Here is a 23,870-nt window from a genome sequence, read left to right as displayed (position 1 = left end):
CCATGCCTCATTCAACTTCCTCCGGACAGCTCGCTGCCGGCGAACGGGAAGACGGCCAGGTCTCGCGTCTGCTCACCTGGCTCTCGGCAACCGCTATCGCTTTTCTGGTTGGCATCGGTACCAAGGCCTGGTTCGCCGGACACGAGACCCATGCCTGGGTGCTCTGGTCCTTCATCGGTCTGATTGCCGTGAACATGCTGCACTTTGCCAGCACCGGCAACCGGGCACGCCAGAAAGCCGGGATGATCGTTATTGTCGGCCTGCTTTTCACCTACCTGATTGCGTCCGGCGGCGAGAGCAACACCGGGCCACTCTGGTTCTACGTCTTCCCGCCTCTGCTCTTTTACCTGACTGACCTGAAAACCGGCACGGCGGTGTTGCTGTTCTGCTACCTGGTCGCGGTAGTGGTGTTCCAGTTTCCCGGGCTACCGCTGGTCTCGGCGGAATACAGCATGGATTTCAAGATCCGCTTTTTTGCGGCCCTGACCTTCGAATCGATTTTCTGTTTCGTCCTCGAGGCCAGCCGACTGAAAGCACGTAATGAACTTCTGGCGCTGGCCGAAACCCATGAGCACGCCGCCCGCACCGACGAGCTCACCGGGCTGGCCAACCGTCGTGAAATGCAGAACCGCCTGACCATGGAGTTTTCCCGCTACCAGCGCTCCGGCCACCATTTCTCCATTGCCCTGATCGATCTCGACCTTTTCAAACAGATCAACGACCAGTTCGGACACGACGCGGGCGACGATGTCCTGCGGGAGTTCGCTGCATTGATGCGAACCGTGATTCGGCAGGCGGATGTCGCGGCCCGATGGGGCGGTGAAGAATTTCTGGTGTTATTGCCTGACACTTCCCTGCTGCAGGCCCTGAGCCTGGCTGAAAGACTGCGCTCTCAAGTTGCCAGGCACCCGTTCCGGTTCAGGGATCAGGCATTACCGGTAACCATCAGCGCCGGTGTCTGCTCCATAGCCAAGGCCCGGTCGCTTGACGATCTTCTCAAACAGGCCGACCTGAACCTCTACAATGCCAAGGAATCCGGGCGCAACCGGATAGCACCGCGGGTTCGAAGCCAGGAAAGCGAACCCTGCCCCACCCACTCGCCTTGAGGCGAGAAAGCACTCCCGCTATGATCGTGCGCCACCGAACGACCGTATGAACAGTGCCAAGTCAGCGAGCAGGTAACCTATGACATCAATCAGAATCCTGGTGGGCAGCGTCTATGGCGGCGCGCTCCTGACGGCCAGAACGCTCAAGAAAGAGCTTGAGGGGGAAGGTCACCACGTGACCGTGTTGGAAAATCCGGCACTGGATGACATCACGTCGAACAACGATGCGCTACTGGTATGCACATCGACAACCGGACAGGGCGAGCTTCCGGCCAATCTGCTGCCCTTCTACCTGGACCTGAGGGACCAGTTGCCACAACAACCCGGCCGGCCGTTTGGCATCATCGTCCTGGGTGACAGCTCCTACGGAGATACTTTCTGTGGCGCTGGCGACCTCATGGAGGAAGCGCTTTACGAAACCGCTGCCCGTAAGGTTGGTGACACGCTTCGGATTGATGCCCTGGAAACCATGGAACCGGAGGCCGAAGCGCTGCCCTGGGTCCGGGGGTGGCTGGAGCAGATCTGAGACACGGCTACAAAAATTTGCCAATCAGGCTCTGCCAGCGACTTGAGCCGCCAAAGACGACACGCCATACTCCCAGAGACAATGACAATTAAGCGGTACGACGTGGCATCCACCCTCTGGCTTCGTTTACTGATAACACTTTTGCTGTTATCCGGCCTGTCCGCCCCATCCTTCGGGGCCGAGGATTCCTATGTTCCGCAAATCGAGTACCTGCGCGTTGCCCCCGACAACAAGCTGACGGTCAGTGAAGCCCTGGCCTCCGACAGCTGGCAAACTCTCGAGGAAAAAAGTCCGAATTTTGGCTATATCCGCGATACCGTCTGGCTTCGGTTTCCGGTATCGCAGCCGGCGACCATCAACCTTCTTGAAGTTCGCTACTCGCAATTGGATAAAGTGACCTTCCACCTGATTGAGAACGGCCGAATCGCACGGCGGGTGGAGACCGGAGACCACGTTCCGTTTGAACAGCGCCCGATACTGCACCGCCATTTCCTGTTCCCCTTCGAGCAAAGCATAGCCAGCGAGTACCAGATTCTGCTGGAGGTGCGCACCGAGGGGGCCATGCAGATTCCGGTTCGTCTCTGGAACGCCCAGGCGTTCTTCGAGCATTCTTCCACCGAAGACCAGATGCACGCGCTTTACTACGGCATCCTGATCACGGTGATTTTCTTCAACCTGTTTATTTTTGCCGCGCTACGAGAGCCGGTATACCTGCTCTACGTGCTCTCGACACTCGGCTATCTATTACTTATCGGAAGCCTGAATGGCTCAACTTATCAGTTTCTCTGGCCTGACAGCCCTGCCCTACAGAATCAGATCATGTTGCTGGCTGTGCCTTTCTCTCTTTTCTTCACCCTGGTGTTCTCCCGCTCATTCCTGAAACTTGAACACACCGGGCCTGTTCTGAACCGGCTCGTACTGTTCATGATCTCACTGAATGCAGTGGTTGGTCTGATGACATTCTTTCTGGACTACAGCACGGGCAGCCGACTGACCGTGGCCCTGGCAATACCCAGCTGCCTTTTGCTCACTGTTCTGGGGCCCGTGCAATGGTGGAAGGGGAACCCGCAAGCCGGTTATTACACGGTGGCCTGGGCGGCACTGACACTGGGCAGCGCAATAACCGCGGCCAACAAGTACGGCCTGCTGCCAAACAATTTTGTGACCACCTACGGTATGCAGATTGGGTCGGCACTGGAGGCCATTCTGCTCACGCTGGCCCTCGCGGCGCGAATTTATCAGGAACGCCAGGACAAGGTTGACGCCCGGGAAGCCGAACTGAATGCTCTGGCAGCACGACGGTCAGCAGAGCTGAAACTGATGGATCATGCGCTGCATAATCCCCTTACCGGCCTCCCCAATCGGAGCAGCCTGGAAATGATGCTGAACGACCTGATGCTGCGCAGCCCCGAGCGACGCTATGGCGTCGCCGTCATCCACCTGAATAACCTGCAGTCGGTCACGAAGACGCTGGGGCATCGCAACAGCGACCGCATTCTGGCGCTGGCATCCAAGCACTACAATGCCGTGGCGAGGGAGCTCCCGGGCGCCTTGCCGATTGAGCAGAGTGATCAGCGCAATTTCTACCTGGCGTCACTGGACCCACAGACATTCGCCTTTGTTGTCGACGCCGATGCAACCGGCCACGTTCCCAGAGCCATTCTGAAGGCGCTGGAGGGCATACGCTACCCGATCGACTATCTGGGCATGCAGATACCTCTGGACCCCGCCCTGGGAGTGGCAATTTTTCCCGAGCACGGCACCGATGCCAATACCCTGATACGTCGGGCAGTGATCGCTGAAGGATCCGACTCTGCGCGGGAACGTGGCATAGCCTATTACAAATCCAAAAAGGACTCCTACAGCGCCGACCGATTGACCCTGGTGTCGGAGCTACGGCATGCGCTCAATACCAACGAGCTCGCTCTGTTCATGCAACCCAAGCAGAGCCTGAAAACGGGTCGAATCGTCGGAATTGAGGTTCTGATCCGGTGGCCCGGCCGGGCAACCCCCATCCGCGCCGATGAGATTGTCAGTCTGGCGGAACAGACCGGTCTAATTAAACCTCTGACCCGGTGGGTCATTGAGCAATCACTGGAATTGCGCTCACACTTACTGGAGCGCGGCTGGCCCCTGAACATATCCATCAATATTTCGCCCAACAACCTGCGGGAACCGGACTTTCCCATCTTTGTTCAGCGTCTGATGAACAGCTATCACAGCCATCAGGGCTCGATTATTTTCGAGGTAACGGAAACGTCCATGATGCAGGACCCGGGCAACTCCCTGCGAGCGCTGAACTCACTCAGCGCCACCGGCATTCCGGTTTCGATCGATGACTTCGGGTCCGGTTATTCCTCACTGTCCTACATCAAACAGCTCCCAGCGAGCGAGGTCAAAATCGATCGGTCGCTGGTCACCGAGCTGAACACCGAGGCGGAGGACCGCGTGATCGTCCAGACCACGATAGACATGTGCCATAGCCTCGGCTATCAGGTGGTGGCCGAAGGCGTCGAGGATGAGGTCACCGCCAATCTGCTCAGGGACATGGGTTGCGACATGATCCAGGGCTACCTGCTGACACCGCCACTACCCTTCGACGAAATGATGGATTGGCTGGATAAGAATCACCAGCAGCCGGACCAGCGTAAGCTGGGCTAGCCGGCTAGGACCTCTGACGAATCAGTGCTTCCTGGGTAGTGGATGCCACCAGCACACCGTCCTGATTGAAGAAATTACCCCGATTGAATCCCCGTCCGGCCGAAGCGCTGGGGCTATCCTTGTCGTACAACAGCCATTCGTCCATGCGGAAATCCCGGTGGAACCAGATCGAGTGATCAAGGCTGGCCACCTGCAGCCCCTTGCTCATGAATGTCAGGCCGTGCGGGTTCAGGGAAGTCCCGAGGAACTGGAAATCCGATGCGTAAGTGAGCAGGCAACGGTGAAGTACGGGATCGTCTGGCAGATGCCCCTGGGCCCGGAACCAGCTCTGCTTGTGGGGCGGCCGCTTCTCCGGTTTCAGGGGATTGACCGGATTCACCGGGCGGATCTCGATCGGGCGGTCCCGGGTCAGAATCGGGCGCATCTTCTCGGGTACCTGGGGTGCCAGCAGTTCGCCCCATTCCTGTTCCGAGCGAAGTGTTTCCGGGTCCGGCGCATCCGGCATGGTCAGCTGATGCTCGAATCCTTCCTCGGCTACCTGGAACGACATGGAACCGGTCAGGATTTCCTTGCCGTCCTGGCGGGCAATCACCCGACGTACCGAGAAACTGCCACCATCACGGACCCGCTGGACCTCGTAGTCGATGGGCATGTCCTGATTGCCGGGGCGCAAAAAGTAGGCATGAAGGGAGTGGCAAAGGCGACCTTCAACAGTTCGGCTGGCCGCCATCAACGCCTGACCAAGAACCTGCCCGCCAAACACGTTTGGAAAGCCCAGATCCTCGCTGTCCCCCTGGAAATGGTCGTCACCGATGGGCGAGAGATCCAGCAACTCCACCAGTTTCTTGGTTACCTCAAGCATGCCTGCTCCTGTGATTTCGTTAGCACACGAAGGAGTTTTCTACCGCAAGCGGCGAAATTTCGCAATGAAAAGCCGTCGCCGGCCAAGAGAAAGCAGCCCCGTGGTATCGGGGCTGCGGATTGGAGTCCGGCTAATCAGCCGTGTATCGGAGGCACTTCCTTGGACAGGGCCTGTTTCTCCACGGCATAGCTGCCGGTTACCGCAAACCCCAGTACATCGCCCCCGGCGCTCTTGAACAGCGCCTTGACGCTGGTGCCATCCTGCTCAACTTCCCAGTTGCCCTCGGCTTCCGACGGTGGTGGACAGACGGCGGTCGGGCAGCAGGGGGTCTTGATCATCACCGGCATGGTGCCATAGCTCACTTCGGTGCGCTCACCGAGCAAGGTTTTTGCAAGCGCCCGGGAACAGGCCATCAGCGGCAGGACATAAAGCAGCACGTGGCCGTCGACTTCGGCGCAATCACCGAGTGCGTAGACATCCGGCGCGGAAGTCTCGAGCGCGCGATTCACTACGATGCCCCTGGCCGTCTCCAGCCCGGCAGCCCGGGCCAGATCGGTCCTCGGGCGCAGGCCCACAGCGGACAGTACCAGATCAGCGTCCAGAGTCTCGCCATTGGCCAGGGTCAGACTGACCCCGTCACCCCTGCGGTCGATCCGATCAACCACGGTTCCGAGATGAAACCCGACCCCCAGGTTCTCGAGCTCCTGCTGGACAGCATGAGCGGCCGCCTCCGGCAGCAGCCCCGGCATGACCTCCTCGGAAGGAGCAATCACGTCAACCTCGTAACCGCCATTGCGCAGGTCGTTGGCAAACTCACAACCAATCAGACCGGCTCCCATGATCGCCACCCGCTTGCCGTCGCCCAGGGCGTCCCGGAAGGCACGGTAATCCATCAGGTCATTGATCGAAAACACATGCTCCTGGCCATCACCGTCCAGGCCAAGCCGGATCACATCGGCGCCCCAGGCCAGAACCAGCTTGCTGTAGGCAAGTCGTTCATCACCGAGAATCAGTTCGTGGGCCTCGGTATCAATGCCGGTGACCGTGGCAAATGTGCGAATCCGGACATTCAGCTGATCCGCCATGGCGTCGGTACCGCCCTGGGCCAGGCCATCGGCGTCCTTGCCCTTGGTAAAGCCGGTGGACAACATGGGCTTGGAGTAGCTCACGCCATCGTCGGCGGTAACCATCAGAACCGGGGTCTCCTTGTCCTGCTTCCGGATTTCCCGCGCCAGGGAATAACCGGACAAACCGGTACCGACAATAATGATGGGGGCCTGTTCAGTCATAACCGTGTTCCTGTATTTAACTCACCTGGGCGGGTTTTACCGGCCGTGCCGGGTGCTATCAACCGATCTCGATCATTTCAAAATCTTCCTTGCCGACACCGCAATCCGGGCATACCCAGTCTTCCGGTACGTCTTCCCACTTGGTGCCCGGCTCAATGCCGTCCTCGGGCCAGCCTTCGGCTTCATCGTAAATCAAACCACACACCACACACTGCCACTTCTTCATAACGTTCTCCCAACATCAGACGGGCGCAATAATAATTGTCGGACAATATTACACGCAAGTGTTTTATTCAGTTAACAGATACGAACAACTGTCGAAACAGGCCATCATACCCATCGCCCCGGTATTGACCAATGCCAATGCCGACGGTCCGGTCAGGGGATTTCTGCCAATAGCCACAAATACAGATCTGACAACCGGGGTGGCCCCTCCCTTCTGCAGGCCCTGTCCGGTATAATCGCCCGTTTTACGACAGGACCGACCGATATGACCGATACCGTCGCCGAAATGAACCAGGTTATGGCCGAAGCCGACTGCCTCGTGGATGAACAGCAGGTACAGACTGCAATCGGCAACCTGGCCGACGATATTACCGCCCGCCTGAAAGACAGCAACCCCCTGTTGTTCTGCGTGATGAACGGCGGGCTGATCCTGACCGGACAACTGCTACCCCGGCTCCGGTTTCCGGTCCAGGCCGAATACCTGCATGCCACCCGCTACCGTCAGGAAACTACCGGCGGCATTCTCGAGTGGAAACTGCAGCCCGAAGCCGATATGAACGGCCGTACCATCCTGATTATCGATGACATTCTGGATGAGGGGACGACCCTGTGCGCCATCGCCGACTACTGCCGCGCTCACGGTGCCAGTGAGGTACTGACGGCCGTTCTGGTCGACAAGCAACATGACCGGAAGGCCCGTCCGGATCTGAAGGCCGATTTCACCGGCCTGGAAGTGGAAGACCGCTTCCTGTTCGGTTACGGCATGGACTACAAAGGCTACTGGCGCAATGCCCCCGGCATCTATGCAGTCAAGGGTCTCTGACATCGACAGTCACCTGACCATACCCCCGACGGACTGGTACCAATCGCTGACGGCCGCCGGCCTCCTGAACCCGGCGGTTCACGGGCCTGCCCGCTATTGGTTGCAGGTAGAGGGTTCGTTTACACGAGCCCTGCAGAAACAGTGCAGCCGTTCCTTTCACGTTGAGGTCCGCCGGGAGGGCTTTGCAACGCCGACACAGGAAGAGGCCCGGCGCCTGCGCATTCCCCACCGTCAACACGCCTGGATACGGGAAGTCAGCCTGTGCGGCGACAACCAGCCCTGGGTATTGGCCAGGACGGTCATTCCCCTGAAGTGTCTGGAGGGCGAGGGGCGCCGGCTGCTTCACCTGGGCAATCGACCTTTGGGCGCCTACCTGTTCACCAGCCCCCACTGGCAACGGGGCCCTCTGGAAACCGGCCTCTGCAGACCGGTAATCCCGGGACAGCCGGAACTGGCAAGGCGCTCCCTGTTCAGTGGCCACAACAGCTCCCTGCTGGTTGGTGAATACCTGCTACCGGCGCTGTTTCAGCGGAACACGCTTTAACCGGCCTCCTGCGACTGGCTATAATCCCAGCACTCATTCAATTCGAAGAACACCAGACGGACGCGCGCCATGCTGCCTGACGCTGTGCCAGAACCTATCCAGCGCCGGTTGGCCGACTACGCCAGCCTGCTCAGAATCGACCGCCCGATCGGAACCCTGCTCCTGCTGTGGCCGACCTACTGGGCCCTGTGGCTGGCCGGAGACGGCAGCCCCGCATTGGCTAATGTCATCATTTTCACCCTGGGCGTGTTCTTCATGCGGGCGGCTGGCTGCGCCATCAACGATTTCGCTGACCGGGACTGGGACAAGCATGTCAAACGCACCAAGGACCGGCCACTGACCGCGGGCCGGGTAAAACCCTGGGAAGCGGTGGCGCTGTTCGCGGGACTGTGCCTGGTTTCCTTCCTGATGGTGGTTCTGTTCACCAACCCGCTGACCCTGTATCTGTCGTTCGGCGGTGCCCTGCTGGCATTCATTTACCCGTTCATGAAGCGTTACACCCATTTGCCTCAGCTGTTTCTGGGCGCGGCCTTTTCCTGGGCCATTCCCATGGCCTGGGCGGCGGAGGCCGGCGAACTGAGTCAGCTCACCTGGCTGCTGTTCACCGCCAACGTGCTATGGACCGTTGCCTACGACACCCTGTATGCCATGGTGGATCGGGATGACGATCTGAAAGTGGGCATCAAGTCTACGGCCATCCTGTTCGGAGAAGCCGACAAGGCGATCATTGGCATGCTGCAGGCCATGGTTGTACTAATCCTGATCATGGTGGGCCATCGTGCCGAGCTGGGCACCTTCTACTATCTGGGCGTCGTGGCCATGGCCTGCCTGTTCATTTACCACCAGTACCTGGCGCGGGAACGTGAACGGGACGGCTGCTTCAAGGCGTTTCTGAACAACAACTGGGCCGGCTTTGCCGTTTTTGCCGGCCTTGTAATTGATCTCATGGTCAGCTGAACCTGTCATATACTTGTAACACTTGAGCGTTGTAATGAGGCAGCAACAAATCAAGGTCTGACACAGGTTAAAAGCTCATGACTGGAAAAACTGTCCTGATCGTCGATGATGAGGCCCCGATCCGCGAGATGATCGCGGTGGCCCTCGAAATGGCGGATTATGACTATCTGGAGGCAGCGGACGCCCGGGAAGCCCATGCCCTGATTGTCGACAAACACCCGGATCTCGTACTCCTCGACTGGATGCTGCCCGGCACCAGCGGCGTGGAACTGGCACGCCGCCTCAAGAAAGAAGAAGCGACCGCCGACATTCCCATCATCATGCTCACCGCCAAGGTCGAGGAAGACAACAAGATCCAGGGCCTGGAAGTTGGTGCCGATGATTACATCACCAAACCGTTCAGCCCCCGGGAACTGGTCGCCCGCCTGAAAGCCGTGCTTCGGCGTGCGACGCCGCCGGGCGTAGACAGCCCGATTGAAGTGGAAGGCCTGACGCTGGATCCGGTCGGGCATCGGGTCACCACCCAGAATGGCGCCCTTACCATGGGCCCGACAGAATACCGACTGCTTCAGTTCTTCATGACGCACCAGGAACGGGTATATACTCGCTCCCAACTCTTGGACCAGGTCTGGGGTGGCAATGTCTATGTTGAGGAGCGGACCGTGGATGTGCATATCCGCAGGCTCCGCAAGGCGCTTGGCGACCAGTACGACCACCTGATCCAGACCGTACGCGGAACCGGTTACCGCTTCTCGACCAGAGCCGCGTAAGTAACTCCGGCCAGCTGAGCATCAGCCCCGGAACGGACACAAGGCAGTTTTTGATGCAGCACAACTGGTCACGATACCTGCGCTACATTATCGGTGGCCTGATTGGCTCCACCCTGGTTGGCCTCTATTTCGGTGAGCCCGTTTACGGCCTTACCCTCGGGCTGATCGTCTATCTCTGGTGGACGCTGCTTCAGGCCAGGCGTCTCTACCAGTGGCTGTCCAACCCCAGCGCCACCGACGAAGCCCCGCAGAGCATCGGCCTGTGGGGCGATATTTTCGACAACCTTCACAAACTGCATCAGACCCACCTGAGAACCCAGGACCGGTTGAGGGCCCAGATCAATCGGGTGCAGGAATCCACCAACGCCATGCGCGATGGCGTGATCATGACCGATTCCCGCGGCGCCATGGAATGGTGGAACGGCTCCGCCGAGTATCTGCTGGGTTTCCGGCGCAACACCGATCAGGGCCAGTACATCCATAACCTGATCCGCACGCCGGCCTTCAAGACCTATTTCGATTCACGGGATTACCGCGAGCCCCTGGAGATACATTCGCCGGCCAGACCTCACATTCACCTTCAGATCCAGATCAGCCTGTTTGGTGACGACGACCGCCTGATTGTCGCCAAGGACGTAACACGGCTGTACCAGCTCGAACAGATGCGCCGGGACTTTGTCGGCAATGTGTCCCACGAGATGCGCACGCCCCTCACGGTCATAAGCGGCTACCTCGAAACCCTGGTGGACAATGCTGCCGACCTGCCGCCTAAGTGGCGCCGGGCCATTAACACCATGGCTGCCCAGTCATCCCGGATGGAAGCCCTGATCACCGATCTGATCCTGCTCTCACGTATTGAAACCGGGGAGCAAACGGTCAACGACACCCTCACGGACGTCGACCAGTTGCTGACCCAGATCTGTCATGACGCCCGGGCGCTCAGTGGCGAAAAACAGCACGAGATTACCGTGCATATCGGCGACCACCGCCTGCTGAAAGGCGATGAAAGCCAGCTGCGCAGCGCTTTCTCGAACCTGATATTCAATGCGGTGAAGTACACCCCTGCAAATGGCCAGATTATCGTGTCCTGGTCCACCAACCGGGAAGGCGCACACCTGTCAGTCAGGGATACCGGCATCGGTATCGACCCGGTCCATATCCCCCGTCTGACAGAACGCTTCTATCGGGCCGATCCCAGCCGCCACAAGGACACCGGCGGCACCGGCCTTGGCCTGGCAATCGTCAAACACGTGTTGCTCAACCACGATGGCAATCTGGAGATTCGCAGCCGGATTGGCGAGGGCAGTGAATTTATCTGTCATTTCCCGCGGGAGCGACTGGTCGAGCGGATCCCCGAGAGGGCAGAGAGCTAGCGCATACCCGCGCGGAAGCGGGCGACAAACCTCGACAGGTCCTCCAGCTTTTTCGGGTCTTCATCGACAAAACGAATGGTAACGCTGACAAAGTCCGTGTCCTGGCGTTTGTCCACCGCCTGCAACTGGTGCACGTAGCCGTTCAACCTCGCCATCTGGCCCTCGGCGATCTCGATGTCCACTACCGCCTGGTCGAGAATCCCCGGGAATACCTGGTCCCGCTTCGCGATCACCCGCACCTCCGTCAGATTGATATCCTTGACCACCGATTTCAGGGTGCTCTCGGCGAAGCGTACCGAGGCCAGGCTCATGGGCGCCCGGGCCGAGGTCGGCCTTGTCGGTGCCAAAGGCTCGGGCCCGGGGGAAGAGGACGGTGACTCGGCGGAAACCTCCGCCGCGGCTTCGGGCTTGCGGGTCAGCAGGTTGGCCGACTCTTTGAAGGCATCGGCAGGGCTGGCCATGGATTTGCCGCTCCGGTCCATGGCATCTTTCAGTTTGCGGCCCATCACCTTGATAATTTTCTTGCTCAACCCCTCGGGGCTGAACGGTTTGCCAAGGTATTCGGAAACGCCGCCTTTGACCGCTTCGATCACGTGATCCTTGTCGCCCCGGCTGGTGATCATGATAAAAGGCACGTTTTCGTACTGGGGCTGCTGGCGCATCCATTGCAACAATTCCAGCCCGGACATTTCTGGCATCTCCCAGTCGCACAGAATCAGGTCAAACGCGGTCCTCGACATCAATGACTGCGCTCGCCGGCCGTTCTGGGCGTCGGTAGTCTCGATGACCGGGAAACGCTGGCGCACGGTTCGCTTGACCAGATCACGTACAAAGCTGGCGTCATCCACCACCAGCGCTTTCAGCATTGCCATAGTTCAGACCTTCCCCTATCCACAACCCGGTTCTATGTTGCAACTATAGAACAAACACCCACGCCAGAAACCTGTCGGCAACAAAAAGACCACAATCGCCGTTTTTCAGGAACCGTCAGGTTAAAGAATTGTCACTCCACGGGAGCCAGGACAGTGTTTCTCCGGCTGGAAAACGCGCTAACATGGGCTCAGGATACTCCACGATCATCAGCCTGATAGAGGTTTTGTGTGCTGACCAAACCTGCAAGGATTCTTCGCCAGGGCGGCGTTACTCGCGGCTTATTGTTTTCCGGTTTTCTGTCATGTCTGTCACTGCCCGCCATTGCCCAGGACAGCGCTGAAGTTGAGCCAGCGGGATTTGCCGAATGCAAGGCCCGGCTTCAGGAGCAGGCCATTGCCGCCGGGGTCAGCAGCAAGACCGCCAGCGAGGTGATGTCCGAGGTCCAGCATCTGGCACGGGTGATCGAACTGGACCGGCGGCAACCGGAGTTCACCACTACCTTTGCCGATTACCTGAACCGGCGGGTTAACGATGCCCGGGTCAACACCGGCCGCGAACTGTTGCAGGAACATCAGGAGCTGCTGGCAAGAGTCACCCGGGAAACCGGCGTGCCCGCGCCTTATTTGGTGGCCTTCTGGGGCCTGGAAACCAATTTTGGCAGCTATTTCGGCAAGATGCCGGTACCCAGCTCCCTGACAACACTGGCCTGCGATCCTCGCCGCAGCACTTTCTTTACCGAGCAGTTGATCGCGGCCCTGCGCATTATTGACGAGGGCGCCATACCGGCAGACCAGATGGAAGGTTCCTGGGCCGGCGCCATGGGCCACGTTCAGTTCATGCCGACGGTTTTCCTGAAACACGCGGTGGATGCCGATGGTGATGGCCGCAGGGATCTGTGGAACAGCCTTCCGGATGCCATGATGTCTGCGGGCCGGTTTCTCGAATCCATGAACTGGGACGGCGACTACCGTTGGGGCCGAGAGGTCCTGTTACCCGAGAATTTCGACTATTCCCTTGCGGACGGACGACGTCTGCCACTGGAGCAGTGGCGCGAAATGGGCATTACGGATGCCTTCGGCAAGCCACTGGCCCGCGAACCGATTAATGCCGCCCTCGTGGTGCCGGCAGGACACCGCGGGCCCGCGTTTCTTGCCTATCACAACTTCCGCGTGATCATGGGCTGGAACCGCTCCGAGTTCTACGCCATCGCGGTTGGTCATCTGGCTGACCGGATTGCCGGCGCAGGTAAACTGCAAAATCCGCCGCCCGAAGACGCGCCTGCGCTGTCCCGCGCCAACATCATCAACCTCCAGAAAGCCCTGCAGCAACGGGGGTATGAGCCAGGCAACCCAGATGGCATCATGGGCCCGGCAACGCGGTCTGCCATCCGTCAGTTCCAGGCTGCCAACAACCTGGTGGCTGATGGCTACCCCGGTGAATCGGTGTTGGCGGCGCTGGAAATACCTGCAGGACAGTGATCCGCCGGGGAGTCGGCGGCCTACTACTGCAGGACACCGTTTTGATGCGAGACTGATCTGACATGGATTCACTCACCCAGGCCGCCCTGGGCGCCTCCCTGGCCGGCGCCGTAGCCGGCAAGACCCTTGGCCGCTCGGTTTTGCTGACAGGCGCAGTTCTGGGCACCCTCCCGGATCTGGATGTCGTCATCGATTACGGCACCGCAGTGGCCAATTTCACCCAACACCGTGGATTCAGCCATTCGTTGTTCGTTCTGGCCCCTCTGGCAGTGGCCCTTGCCTGGCTGCTCTGGCGCTGGAAACCACAACTGAGTTTTCAGCGGTGGCTCGCCCTGACGGGGCTGATCCTGATTACCCATCCTTTGCTGGATGCCTTCACAACCTATGGCACCCAGCTGTTCTGGCCCATCGGGCCACCCGTAGCCGTCAGCAGCATTTTTATCATCGACCCGCTATACACCCTGCCCCTGCTGGCCGGCTGCCTGTTTTTTCTCGCCCGGCCGCCCGCCAAAACAGCGATAGTTGCGGGCCTGGCAGTGTCCACCCTGTACCTGGGCTGGAGTGTTCTGGCCCAGCAAGTGATGACACAGCGAGTTCAACCCGCGCTTGCGGCCGCCGGCCTGGAAAACCCTGACCTGCTGGTTCAGCCCATGCCATTCAGCACACTGTTGTGGCGGGCAACGGCTCTGCAGGGTGATCAGCGGGTAGAAATCGTCACCGGCTTTCTGGATGGCGACACGCCGCTGAATCTTGAATACTTTCCACGCCGCCCGGAGCTGGCGAGCGAAGTCTCGGACCTGCCCGAGGCCCGGCGACTTGAATGGTTCACCCGGGGCTTCCTGGATTACGACCAGGCCGGCGACCGCATCACGGCCACCGATATCCGGCTGGGCATTCCCGGCGCGCACCCGTTTACCTTTGTTCTGGCGACCCGCAATGGCAGCAGCATCGACCCCACGGCGAGCTTTCGGACTCCACGCCCACCAGTAAGCTCCGAAGCCCTCGGGCTGCTCTGGTCCCGGATGATTGCCGAAACGCCGGTGCTCTGCCTGGCCAGTCTGAGCTCCCCGGCACCCGGACAACGCTGCTGAACACCATGCGACTGGACCAGTTTATTGCCAACAGCACCGAGCTTTCCCGAAAAGAGGCCAAGCGGGCCATCGGCCGCGGAGAAGTAACGATCAATGAGCAAATCTGCAAGGGCGCCAACACCCGGTTGGCCGGGGATGAACGGGTGGCCTTGTCAGGCACCCCTCTGAGCCTCCCGGGCGAGCGCTATCTGATGATGAACAAACCAGCAGGCGTGGTGAGCGCGACGACCGACAGCGACCATCCAACAGCGCTGGACCTGTTGCCAGCAGACATCACCCGACATCTCCATATTGCCGGGCGCCTCGATGCAGATACAACCGGCCTCCTGTTACTGACCACCGATGGACAGTGGTCTCACCGGGTCACCTCACCGCGAACCGACTGCCCCAAGACTTACCGGGTAACCCTGAACGAACCTCTGAGCGACGCCGCGGCACAGCAACTGGAACGTGGTGTGGACCTGCATAATGATCCCAGGCCGACGCGACCGGCCCGGGTGCATTTTCTGGAAGAAAGGATCATTGAGCTGACGATTTCGGAGGGGCGCTATCATCAGGTCAAGCGCATGATGGCAGCCGTTGGCAACCACGTGGAAGCCCTTCATCGTGTCCGCATTGGACAGGTCGAACTGGACGATGCGCTGATGCCCGGCGAATACCGGGAACTGACCGCCGAGGAAAGAGACAGCCTGGCGTGATACTCAGGTGCGCTCGAAACGTTGCGCCTTGAGATTCTTGCGCACTGCACCGGCCTCGAACACTTCACCATTCATAGCAATATACACACCCGGCGGCAGCAGCTGCACCGCAGCCCAGGCAAACCCGACATTGAATACCGCATCGGTTCGGCGCATACGGGCCGGCTGCATCGCGCCGGTCAATACGATGGTCTTGTCCTTCAGGCCGGACAGCACCGCCGCAGTATCGGCCATGGTGTCCGTGCCGTGGGTGATAATGATTCGGCCACAATCGCATTCACTGGCCGCCGCCAGTACCTGCTGGCGATCATCATCGGTCATCTCCAGGCTGTCCTTGCGCAGCAGTTCCCGCAGGCGATAGCCCTCGTGGATGTTGGATTCAGACAGCAGCTCCGGCAGCAGGCTGTGCCCTACCTCGAACTCGCTGTTGGCATCGAAGTAGACCTTGTCGATGGTGCCACCGGTCGTGAATATCTGGATCATAACGGGATTCCTTTCAGTGTCAGTTCACACTGACCGTACTGTTACCAGCGGTCGCGTATGACGCGTTCTTTTCCTGTTCGTAACGCCGGGCGGCAGCGGCCACCGAGCCCCTGGCTCCGGTATCAAGCCAGCGCTTTATCCGTCCGGCATCGCCCAGCGGCGAGCGGGTACCGAGGGAATCAAGCAGCACGGTCACCACCTCTTTGCCGTTCATCTTCGAAATCATCACCAGGCAGCGCCCGGCCTCGGAGAGATAGCCGGTCTTGCTGAGGGCCACCCCCCAGCTATCCCGATGCACCAGGGCATTGGTATTCCCGAACGACAGGCTGTAACGGGGCTGCCGGAATTGCCCACGGAAATAACCGGTGGTGGAGTACTCCCGGATTTCCGGGTAATCAGCCGCAGCGTTTACCAGCTTTACAAGATCCGCGGCGGTTGAAAGGTTCTCCGACGACAGCCCGGTCGGATCAACAAACCGGGTACCGGTCATTCCCAGGGCCGCGGCCTTGGCGTTCATCGCCTCGATAAAGGCATCGAACCCGCCCGGGTGGCTACGGGCAAGGGTGTAGGCGGCAAAATTTTCGGAGGACATCAGTGCAATGCGCAGGACATCTTTACGCCGCATCTCCGAGTCGATGCGAATCCGACTGTAGGCGTTGGCGGCGGCGGGCGTATGCCGCTCATGAAAAGTCAGCCACTCATCCAGCGGCTCGCCGGATTCCAGCACGACCAGCGCGGTCATGACCTTGGTGACAGAGGCAATGGGTACGGACCGGTCGGCATTCTTGCCGAAAATCAGCTCGTTATCACCAGCCACGGCAACCGCGGCATTCACCGAAGCGAGCCTGGGTCCACTGTCTGTTTCTGCCTCCCGCTTTTGGGATTCACCCCCCGTTTGATGGGCCAAAAGCGATCCTGGCAGCCAGAGCAACATCAAGATCACGAAAGGGGAAAAGCCGGCGAGTCTCATTTGTACAGATCCTGTGGTTTATTCATGCATCGCGCAACCGGTCCGGAAACAGGCTTCTACAGATAGGATGGTCAGGGTTAACTATACCAGCGAATGTCTTGTTTGATCAGGTGAAAAGTTTCTTGCGCCAATTTCACCTGGCAAATGCAAGTGAGCTGAAAACCATTAAAATTCGACCAGATTCTTCGAGTCAGAAAACACCACTTAGCGGGACCGTCGCTTCATATGGATGACAGCACACATCAGACCGAAAAAGCCGTGCTGTCACAACTCCGAGCCCAGTCCGGGCTGACACCTTTTCGGCGGTGGATGCCCTTCCTGTTCCTGATGGCTGCCATGGCATACGGTCTGCTCGCAAGCCTCCTTCACGCGCCTGAAAATCCGCTTTCCGCGCTGTCGCACGTCGACTCTCCCGGGTCAGCGTCCCAGTCCTCCCGCATTGTGCAGATCGACTATCTGGTTGCGCCTCTGGAGCAGGTTATAGAAGACGAAAACTGGCGGCAGAAAAACTGGCAGGCGGCCCCGTCAGAGAACTCCGGCATTGGCTATTACAACGGACCTGTCACCTTCAAGGTGACGGTGGAGAACCTTGGAGCCACAAACGCCGAACAGTGGGTCCTTGTATCCGCCCCCTACATCGACCGGCTCAGACCCGCCATTCTCGATGAAAATGGCGCTTTCCAGCGGCTTCGTGACATGGGAGACCTTTACCCATTCGGTAACCGGCTGATTTCGCTACCACCGTGGATCTGGCCAGTTTCATTACCGGCGGGTACGACCACACTGTTGTTCGAGGTTCAGAATGCCGGCCCCACGCTACTACCCATTAGCATTCTGGAACCTGACAATGTTGTAAGCGACATCGCAGGAACCATGACCTGGAAGGCGTTCATCACTGGCCTCCTCGTCTTTGCGCTGTTGCTGAACCTCAGCTTCATGATGAAATTCAGACTCCCGGGGCTGGCCTGGTTGGGCGTTCTCACGCTATCCGTTATTCACGTGCAACTTGTCATGGAGGGCTTCGGGCTCTGGCTGATTTGGCCAGACTTCCCGGAAATAAACGCATTACTGAACATCAGCCTCTGTCTTTGCCTCATCTCACTTTGCCAAATCACGCCAAACTTTATCCAGGTCTCCAGACTCCCGAGACTGCTACTGAATGCAGCGAGTGTTCTTGGCCTTTTACATCTGCTGGCCATGCCACTGCGGCTACCGTTGCTCGGTCAGGACTCCTTCCTGATACTGGCCCTGACCGGTGGTTCAATGATTCTGGCCCTGACGCTAAAACAGGCCCGACACGAGGTGTATGCCCGCTATTTTGCGTTATCACTGCTCTTCATTCTCCTGGGTACAGTTATCTCGGCGGCGCGGACCGTCGGCTGGGTCCCGGTGAACAGCTTTACCGATTCCGCCTTCTTTATCGGTGCAGCAGCCGCATCTCTGATCCTGACCAGCGGCATTGGCCGTCAGATATTGGAAGAGCGCAAAAAAAGGCTGGCTTCTGATATTCGGGCTCGCCAGGAACAAACACTGCGATCTCACGTAGAGCAAAATTACAAGCAACTCCTCAAAACCCACAGTGTTACCGGCAAACCCAACCGGGCCATGCTGGAGGAGTCGTTGGATCAACTTGATAGCCACCAACAGCCCTACACCGTCGCCATGATTCAGTTGACCCGGTTTAACGAAATCGAGCAGGCTCTCGGCTATCGGACGGCAGAGGATCTGCTCAGAAGTTATCTGTGGGAGCTCGACGGATTCCTGAAACGGATCATGGGTGATCAGTTGATCATGATTGACGGCTATGCCCTCGCCAGCATTGATACCAGCAATCATGCCTTTGCCTTTTTCCATAGTGACGCCCCGGACACTTACCCGGAAAAACTGAAAACGCTCATGAACTGGTTGGGAGAGAACTTCCGCGAGGGCCGGTTCTCGCTATCGTGGAGTTCATCGGTGGGTATCGCCCATTCTCCGGAGCATGGGGTCGACGCGTCAGATATCCTTTCATCAGCTGGCTTTGCTGCCCTGGATACGCATCAGCCCCTGACGGTTTACGACCCGGCTATCGCGGACTGGCAGTACCAGCAGCAAATGCTGATGCTGGATATCGAAGAGGCACTGGGTAATGGCTGCATATGGCTGGAATACCAACCAACCGTGCGAATACAGGACGCACCTATCGCTTCATTGGAAGCCCTGATCCGCTGGCAACACCCGGACTTCGGCACGGTTGCTCCGGATCGGTGGATCCCGTTAGCCGAACAGGTCGGGATGATTCACCACGTTACGCTCTGGGTGGTGGACCGCGTCTGTGAAGATATGAGCGCGCTGAAGGCCCGTCACGGGGACCACATTGCCGTTGCGGTCAATATTTCTGCAAACGATCTCACCCACCCGGACTTTGTGGAAAAGGTGAAGGCAATTGTGCAGCACCATGGGGCACAACCTTCCGATCTTATTCTGGAGATTACCGAAACAGCGATGATGGCTGACACAGCCTTGGCAAAAGTCGTTATTCGGACCCTGAGCCAAAGCGGGTTCCGAATTGCCGTCGATGATTTTGGAACCGGGCACTCGTCGTTGGGAACCCTTGCCACATTCGAGCTGGACGAGTTAAAAATCGACCGGAGTTTTCTCAGCGACATACTCACCCAACCCGCCCGACAGCGAATATTCCGAGCGGCGCTTGACCTGGGTGAGGCTCTGGACCTGGATGTTGTGGTCGAAGGTGTGGAGGAGGAAGCTATCGCCGCCTGGCTACAGCAGTTCCCCGGCCTGTATGGCCAGGGATACTACTGGGGCAGGCCAGAACAGCTGAAGACCTGAGCTCCGATCAGATCAGGGCAAATCGGTCACAGCCCCTTTCGAGGCAGAACTTACGGTTCGCGAATACTTCGCCAGCGTGCCTCGGGTGAAACGGGGGGGTGGAGCCTGCCAGGCCTGCCGACGACGTTCCAGTTCCTGATCCGAGACATCCAGCTCAATCCGGTTACTGACGGCATCAATGGTAATGGTGTCGCCATCCTCGACCAGCGCAATCGGGCCGCCCTCGGCCGCTTCCGGTGTAATATGACCAACCACGAAACCGTGGCTGCCCCCTGAGAACCGGCCATCGGTAATCAACGCGACATCGCTGCCCAGGCCCTTGCCCATGATCGCGGAGGTGGGGCTCAGCATCTCCCGCATGCCCGGTCCGCCTTTGGGGCCTTCGTAGCGGATGACCAGCACATCGCCGGCCACCACCGTGCCGTCGAGAATCCGCTCCTGGGCTTCTTCTTCCGAATGGAATACCCGGGCACGGCCGGTAAAGTGAGTACCTTCCTTGCCGGTAATCTTCGCCACCGCACCCGTTGGTGCGAGATTGCCAAACAGGATCCGCAGATGGCTGTCAGCCTTGATCGGGTTGTCGAAGGCGTGAATGATGTCCTGCCCTTCCGGATAGGGGGCAACATCGGCCAGGTTCTCGGCCAGAGTCTGGCCGGTTACGGTCAGACAGTCGCCATGCAGCAGCCCGCGGTCCAGCAACATTTTCATCAGCGGCTGGATACCGCCGATGGCCACCAGCTCCGACATCATGTAGTGGCCGCTCGGGCGCAGATCCGCCAGCACCGGCACCCGCTTGCCAATCTCGACAAAGTCTTCCAGCTCCAGATCGACACCGACGGTGCTGGCCATGGCCAGCAGGTGCAGTACCGCATTGGTGGAACCGCCCAGGGCGATGACGACCGTAATGGCGTTTTCGAAGGCTTTCCGGGTCATGATGTCGCTGGGCTTGATGTCTTTCTCCAGCAGGTTCAGCACCGCAGCACCGGCACCTCGACAATCCTCCGCCTTGGTCTCCGACACAGCGTTCTGGGCGGAGCTGCCCGGCAGGCTCATGCCCATGGCCTCGATGGCCGACGCCATGGTATTGGCGGTATACATGCCACCACAGGACCCTGGCCCCGGAATCGCGGTTTCCTCTATCTGCTTCACCTCAATCAGATCCAGATCACCACGGGCGTGGGCACCCACGGCTTCAAACACGGAAATAATATCGGTGTGGTTCTCGCCAGGCATGATGGTGCCGCCATACACGAACACAGATGGCCGGTTCAGACGCGCCAGGCCCATCATGCAACCGGGCATGTTCTTGTCGCAGCCACCGATCGCCACCAGGCCATCGAACCCTTCACAACCGGCCACGGTCTCGATGGAATCGGCGATCACCTCCCGAGACACCAGGGAATACTTCATGCCCTCGGTACCATTGGCAATGCCGTCCGATATGGTAATGGTATTAAAAATCAGCGACTTGCCGCCTGCCTCATCGGCTCCGGCAGCCGACTCCTCGGCCAGTTGGTTGATGTGCATGTTGCACGGCGTGAGGTTACTCCATGTGGACGCAATGCCGATCTGGGGCTTTTTGAAATCCTCATCGGTAAACCCGACGGCCCGAAGCATGGCACGGCTGGCGGATTTGCCAATGCCATCAACAACGGGGGCCGAATATTTCCGGCGCTTGTCCTGATTCTTGTCTTGCGTCATGGGAGTCTCCTTATCAGGTGGCTTATTCGAACAGACTCTCAGAAACCATGGCTTTCGGCAACGGGCAGGCGAGCAAGCCTGTACGCGGGCGGGTGGAACGCTTGGCTTGGGGCAGTCTGCAGAAAGATGCAGTTTCGACTGACCTGCATCAATGGCAGTTCACAGCGGTGGTTTTAAAATTCGCGGACACACTGACGCCATGGAGGCATCTCATGCCATTTCCCATTCAAACAGCAGCGGTGAATCACGCCGCTTCAGACTGCCCGGATTTCCGGCGCTGGTGCGATGGTTATGGCGTCATCCAGCACAGTGAAGCCACGCAACATCAGGTCAGCCTACTGGCAGAGCACCTGGTTGCTGCAGGCCACCAGCCCGATGCTGCCGCGGTCTATCGTAAACTCGCCGACCTGGACAGGCTGACCAGTGCCGGTCTCTGGCTGGTAGTCCACATGACCTACGCCCGCCGGGTTGATGTCTCCGGCCAGCCGCTGGCGCCTCAGGACTTCAAGACCAATCCGGAAGGCCACACCGGCGGGGCACTGAACATGGTGCCGGCCTATGCCGGCTATCTGGCTCTGAACAATCTGACCGGACGCACTCGGAGCTGGCTGATGGGCCAGGGGCACTGCGTGGCAGCCGTGGACGCCCTGAACGTCCTCACCGGAAACCTTCATCCGGAACAGGCGGAACGTTATCGAGGGCCGGACGGGCTCTCAACTCTGGTTTCCGATTTCTACAGCTACCGCCAGAAGCCGGACGGTACCATGGCCGCGCCCCTTGGCAGCCACGTCAATCCGCACACCGCCGGTGGTATTCTCGAAGGGGGCTACCTCGGGTTTGCCGAGCTGCAATACGCCCATATGCCCCTGCCGGGTGAGTCTCTGGTGGCCTTTCTGTCTGATGGGGCCGCCGAGGAGCAGCGCGGCAGCGACTGGATCCCCCGCTGGTGGCGCGCCGAGGACTGCGGCGCAGTGATGCCGGTTATGATTGCCAATGGACGGCGCATTGAACAGCGAACCGAGCTGGGCACCCGCGAAGGTCTCGAACGTTTTGAAGCGCATCTCGAACACAGGGGCTTTGTGCCCTTCCGTTTTGATGGCCGCGATCCTGCCGGCTTTGTCTGTGCTCTCTATGAAATGGAGCAGGCACTCGCCACCAATGGCGAGGCGGCGCTACGGGGAGAGAGCGGCTATCCCGTTCGGGTACCCTATGGCATTGCGGAGACCACCAAGGGGTATGGTTTTTATGGCGCCAGCAGCAATGCAGCCCACAACCTGCCACTGCCCGGAAACCCGCGAATGGATGCCCGGGCCAGGGAGCTGTTTAACGAGCATGCCGCCAGATTGTGGGTGGCTCCGGATCAGCTTCAAAACGCTATCACTCATCTTAACCAGCACGCCGGGCAATCTCGCCCACTTGAGCGTGATCATGCTCTCGCGACCCGCAATCCACCGGACCCGATAATCCCCCGGCTTCCGGCCTGTCGGGAATGCACCTCGCCGATGAAGGCTGTGGATGATTTTTTCCGGGCGCTGGTAGCCCAGAACCCGGACCTCAGGGCCAGAGTGGGCAATCCGGACGAGCTGGCAAGCAATCGTCTTGGCGGAGTGCTGGACGATCTGAAGCACCGGGTGAACGATCCCGAGAACGATCAGGAGTCGGTGCACGGCAAGATCATCACGGCACTGAACGAAGAATCTGTGGTATCGGCTTGCCTGGCCAATAAGGCCGGGCTGAATCTGGTCGCCAGCTATGAGGCCTTCTGCGTGAAAATGCTTGGCGCCATCCGCCAGGAGCTGATTTTTGCCCGGCACCAGAAAGAAATCGGGCGGCCTGCCCGCTGGCTCGGCTTGCCGGTTATTGCCACCTCCCACACCTGGGAAAATGGCAAGAACGAGCAGTCCCATCAGGACACCACCTTCTGCGAAAGCATGCTCGCGGAGATGAACGACGTCTCCCGGGTGCTGTTTCCGGCCGACTACAACAGCACTCTGGCAACATTGCCATCTGTATTCCGTGAAAGGGGCACGATCAGTTGCATGGTGATCCCGAAACGGGAACGCCCCTGCGTCTTCGACACCCGGGAAGCGGAACTGCTGGCGAGGCACGGGGCCCTGGTGGTGGATGAAGATACCTCGTCCGGTGAACCATTGCTGCTCATCGCCAATGGCGCCTACCAGTTATCCGAGTCAATCAGAGCCTGTGAACGCCTGAGGGAGACCGGCACCCCCTTTCGCCTGGTCTATATCCAGGAACCCGGCAGATTCCGCCAACCGAGGGACACCATGGAAGCCCAGGTATGCCTGTCCGAATTCGAGCGGGAGCGCCTGTTCCCCCACCGCATTCGCCGACGGGTTGCTCTCACGCACATGCGCCCGGAGGTCTTCCGGGGCCATCTCCATCCGCTGTTCCCGGAACCGTCGCAGGCCCGGGTTCTTGGCTACATCAACCGCGGCGGGACATTGAATGAAGCCGGCATGCTGTTTGCCAACGGCTGTTCCTGGGGCCATGCCCTGGCTGCCTGTGCCAGCGTGATGGACAAGCCGCCGGGCGAATGGCTGTCCAGTGCGGAGCTGGCAGCGGTAGAAGGCCGGGGGGGACCCGGCGGTGA

The 23,870-nt window shown here is 59.3% G+C and carries 19 protein-coding genes and 1 pseudogene; 13 read left to right on the top strand and 7 right to left on the bottom strand.

All coding sequences use genetic code 11. The annotated features are described in order from the left end of the window. Positions 1-2: 2 nt before the first annotated feature. The 3 genes from AC13E3_RS14305 (at position 3) to AC13E3_RS14295 (ending at position 4,293) form a co-directional block, all read left to right on the top strand. On the top strand, positions 3-1,106 hold the full coding sequence (locus tag AC13E3_RS14305; protein WP_288367240.1) for a GGDEF domain-containing protein: 1,104 nt from the start codon (positions 3-5) through the stop codon (positions 1,104-1,106). 79 nt (positions 1,107-1,185) lie between these two features. Then, positions 1,186-1,632 carry a flavodoxin gene (locus AC13E3_RS14300; protein ID WP_008173520.1) on the top strand — a complete coding sequence of 149 codons (447 nt, stop codon included), beginning with the start codon at positions 1,186-1,188 and terminating at the stop codon, positions 1,630-1,632. Between the two features lie 81 nt (positions 1,633-1,713). Continuing rightward, positions 1,714-4,293, top strand: coding sequence for an EAL domain-containing protein (locus AC13E3_RS14295; protein ID WP_482902166.1), 2,580 nt, complete (start codon positions 1,714-1,716; stop codon positions 4,291-4,293). A 4-nt stretch (positions 4,294-4,297) separates the two neighbouring features. Here the strand turns inward: AC13E3_RS14295 and tesB are convergent, their stop codons facing one another. From tesB to AC13E3_RS14280, 3 genes are all read right to left on the bottom strand, one after another. Beyond that, positions 4,298-5,155, bottom strand: a complete 858-nt coding sequence (gene tesB / locus AC13E3_RS14290; protein ID WP_053113187.1) for an acyl-CoA thioesterase II — start codon at positions 5,153-5,155, stop codon at positions 4,298-4,300. 134 nt (positions 5,156-5,289) lie between these two features. Next, positions 5,290-6,444, bottom strand: coding sequence for an NAD(P)/FAD-dependent oxidoreductase (locus AC13E3_RS14285; protein WP_405417314.1), 1,155 nt, complete (start codon positions 6,442-6,444; stop codon positions 5,290-5,292). A 58-nt stretch (positions 6,445-6,502) separates the two neighbouring features. Then, positions 6,503-6,670 (bottom strand): rubredoxin, encoded by a 168-nt coding sequence (locus AC13E3_RS14280; RefSeq protein ID WP_008173532.1) that lies wholly within the window; start codon positions 6,668-6,670, stop codon positions 6,503-6,505. 264 nt (positions 6,671-6,934) lie between these two features. On the opposite strand from AC13E3_RS14280, the gene AC13E3_RS14275 reads away from it, so the two are divergent. From AC13E3_RS14275 to phoR, 5 genes are all read left to right on the top strand, one after another. Beyond that, positions 6,935-7,492 carry a hypoxanthine-guanine phosphoribosyltransferase gene (locus tag AC13E3_RS14275; RefSeq protein ID WP_405417317.1) on the top strand — a complete coding sequence of 186 codons (558 nt, stop codon included), beginning with the start codon at positions 6,935-6,937 and terminating at the stop codon, positions 7,490-7,492. Continuing rightward, positions 7,473-8,036, top strand: coding sequence for a chorismate--pyruvate lyase family protein (locus AC13E3_RS14270; RefSeq protein WP_053113189.1), 564 nt, complete (start codon positions 7,473-7,475; stop codon positions 8,034-8,036). Before AC13E3_RS14275 ends, AC13E3_RS14270 begins: the two co-directional genes overlap by 20 nt. Positions 8,037-8,105: 69 nt before the next feature. Continuing rightward, positions 8,106-8,993: a 4-hydroxybenzoate octaprenyltransferase gene (gene ubiA, locus AC13E3_RS14265; protein ID WP_008173537.1), complete on the top strand. Its 888-nt coding sequence runs from the start codon at positions 8,106-8,108 to the stop codon at positions 8,991-8,993. A gap of 77 nt (positions 8,994-9,070) precedes the next feature. Beyond that, positions 9,071-9,763, top strand: coding sequence for a phosphate regulon transcriptional regulator PhoB (phoB, locus tag AC13E3_RS14260; RefSeq protein ID WP_104270801.1), 693 nt, complete (start codon positions 9,071-9,073; stop codon positions 9,761-9,763). 53 nt (positions 9,764-9,816) lie between these two features. Then, the gene (gene phoR, locus AC13E3_RS14255; RefSeq protein ID WP_104270800.1) at positions 9,817-11,136 is read left to right on the top strand and encodes a phosphate regulon sensor histidine kinase PhoR; all 1,320 of its coding nucleotides are present in this window, start codon (positions 9,817-9,819) and stop codon (positions 11,134-11,136) included. On the opposite strand, the gene AC13E3_RS14250 is transcribed toward phoR, so the two are convergent. Next, positions 11,133-12,008, bottom strand: coding sequence for a response regulator (locus tag AC13E3_RS14250; RefSeq protein WP_008173544.1), 876 nt, complete (start codon positions 12,006-12,008; stop codon positions 11,133-11,135). The genes phoR and AC13E3_RS14250 overlap by 4 nt on opposite strands. 228 nt (positions 12,009-12,236) lie before the next feature. On the opposite strand from AC13E3_RS14250, the gene AC13E3_RS14245 reads away from it, so the two are divergent. The 3 genes from AC13E3_RS14245 (at position 12,237) to rsuA (ending at position 15,276) form a co-directional block, all read left to right on the top strand. Further along, positions 12,237-13,487 carry a lytic murein transglycosylase gene (locus AC13E3_RS14245; RefSeq protein WP_482902165.1) on the top strand — a complete coding sequence of 417 codons (1,251 nt, stop codon included), beginning with the start codon at positions 12,237-12,239 and terminating at the stop codon, positions 13,485-13,487. 62 nt (positions 13,488-13,549) lie between these two features. Continuing rightward, on the top strand, positions 13,550-14,578 hold the full coding sequence (locus AC13E3_RS14240; RefSeq protein WP_421866114.1) for a metal-dependent hydrolase: 1,029 nt from the start codon (positions 13,550-13,552) through the stop codon (positions 14,576-14,578). A gap of 5 nt (positions 14,579-14,583) precedes the next feature. Beyond that, positions 14,584-15,276, top strand: coding sequence for a 16S rRNA pseudouridine(516) synthase RsuA (rsuA, locus tag AC13E3_RS14235; RefSeq protein ID WP_482902164.1), 693 nt, complete (start codon positions 14,584-14,586; stop codon positions 15,274-15,276). A 3-nt stretch (positions 15,277-15,279) separates the two neighbouring features. Here rsuA and AC13E3_RS14230 read toward each other — a convergent pair whose 3' ends face one another. After that, a complete protein-coding gene (locus tag AC13E3_RS14230; RefSeq protein ID WP_008173551.1) occupies positions 15,280-15,759 on the bottom strand; it encodes an asparaginase domain-containing protein in 480 nt (159 codons plus the stop codon). A gap of 19 nt (positions 15,760-15,778) precedes the next feature. Further along, positions 15,779-16,666, bottom strand: a complete 888-nt coding sequence (gene pbpG / locus AC13E3_RS14225; RefSeq protein WP_264622617.1) for a D-alanyl-D-alanine endopeptidase — start codon at positions 16,664-16,666, stop codon at positions 15,779-15,781. A 288-nt stretch (positions 16,667-16,954) separates the two neighbouring features. On the opposite strand from pbpG, the gene AC13E3_RS14220 reads away from it, so the two are divergent. Continuing rightward, positions 16,955-19,558, top strand: coding sequence for an EAL domain-containing protein (locus tag AC13E3_RS14220; protein ID WP_482902163.1), 2,604 nt, complete (start codon positions 16,955-16,957; stop codon positions 19,556-19,558). A 12-nt stretch (positions 19,559-19,570) separates the two neighbouring features. Here the strand turns inward: AC13E3_RS14220 and ilvD are convergent, their stop codons facing one another. Continuing rightward, positions 19,571-21,259 carry a dihydroxy-acid dehydratase gene (gene ilvD / locus AC13E3_RS14215; protein ID WP_008173555.1) on the bottom strand — a complete coding sequence of 563 codons (1,689 nt, stop codon included), beginning with the start codon at positions 21,257-21,259 and terminating at the stop codon, positions 19,571-19,573. 212 nt (positions 21,260-21,471) lie between these two features. Between ilvD and AC13E3_RS14210 the strand changes: the two are divergent. Beyond that, a pseudogene (locus AC13E3_RS14210) lies at positions 21,472-23,862 on the top strand (phosphoketolase family protein); the annotation flags it as partial. Positions 23,863-23,870: the final 8 nt, after the last annotated feature.

Source organism: Marinobacter sp. L-80 (assembly GCF_056859395.1).
Note: the sequence above shows the minus strand (reverse complement) of the source record. Positions and strands in the feature narration are given on the sequence as shown.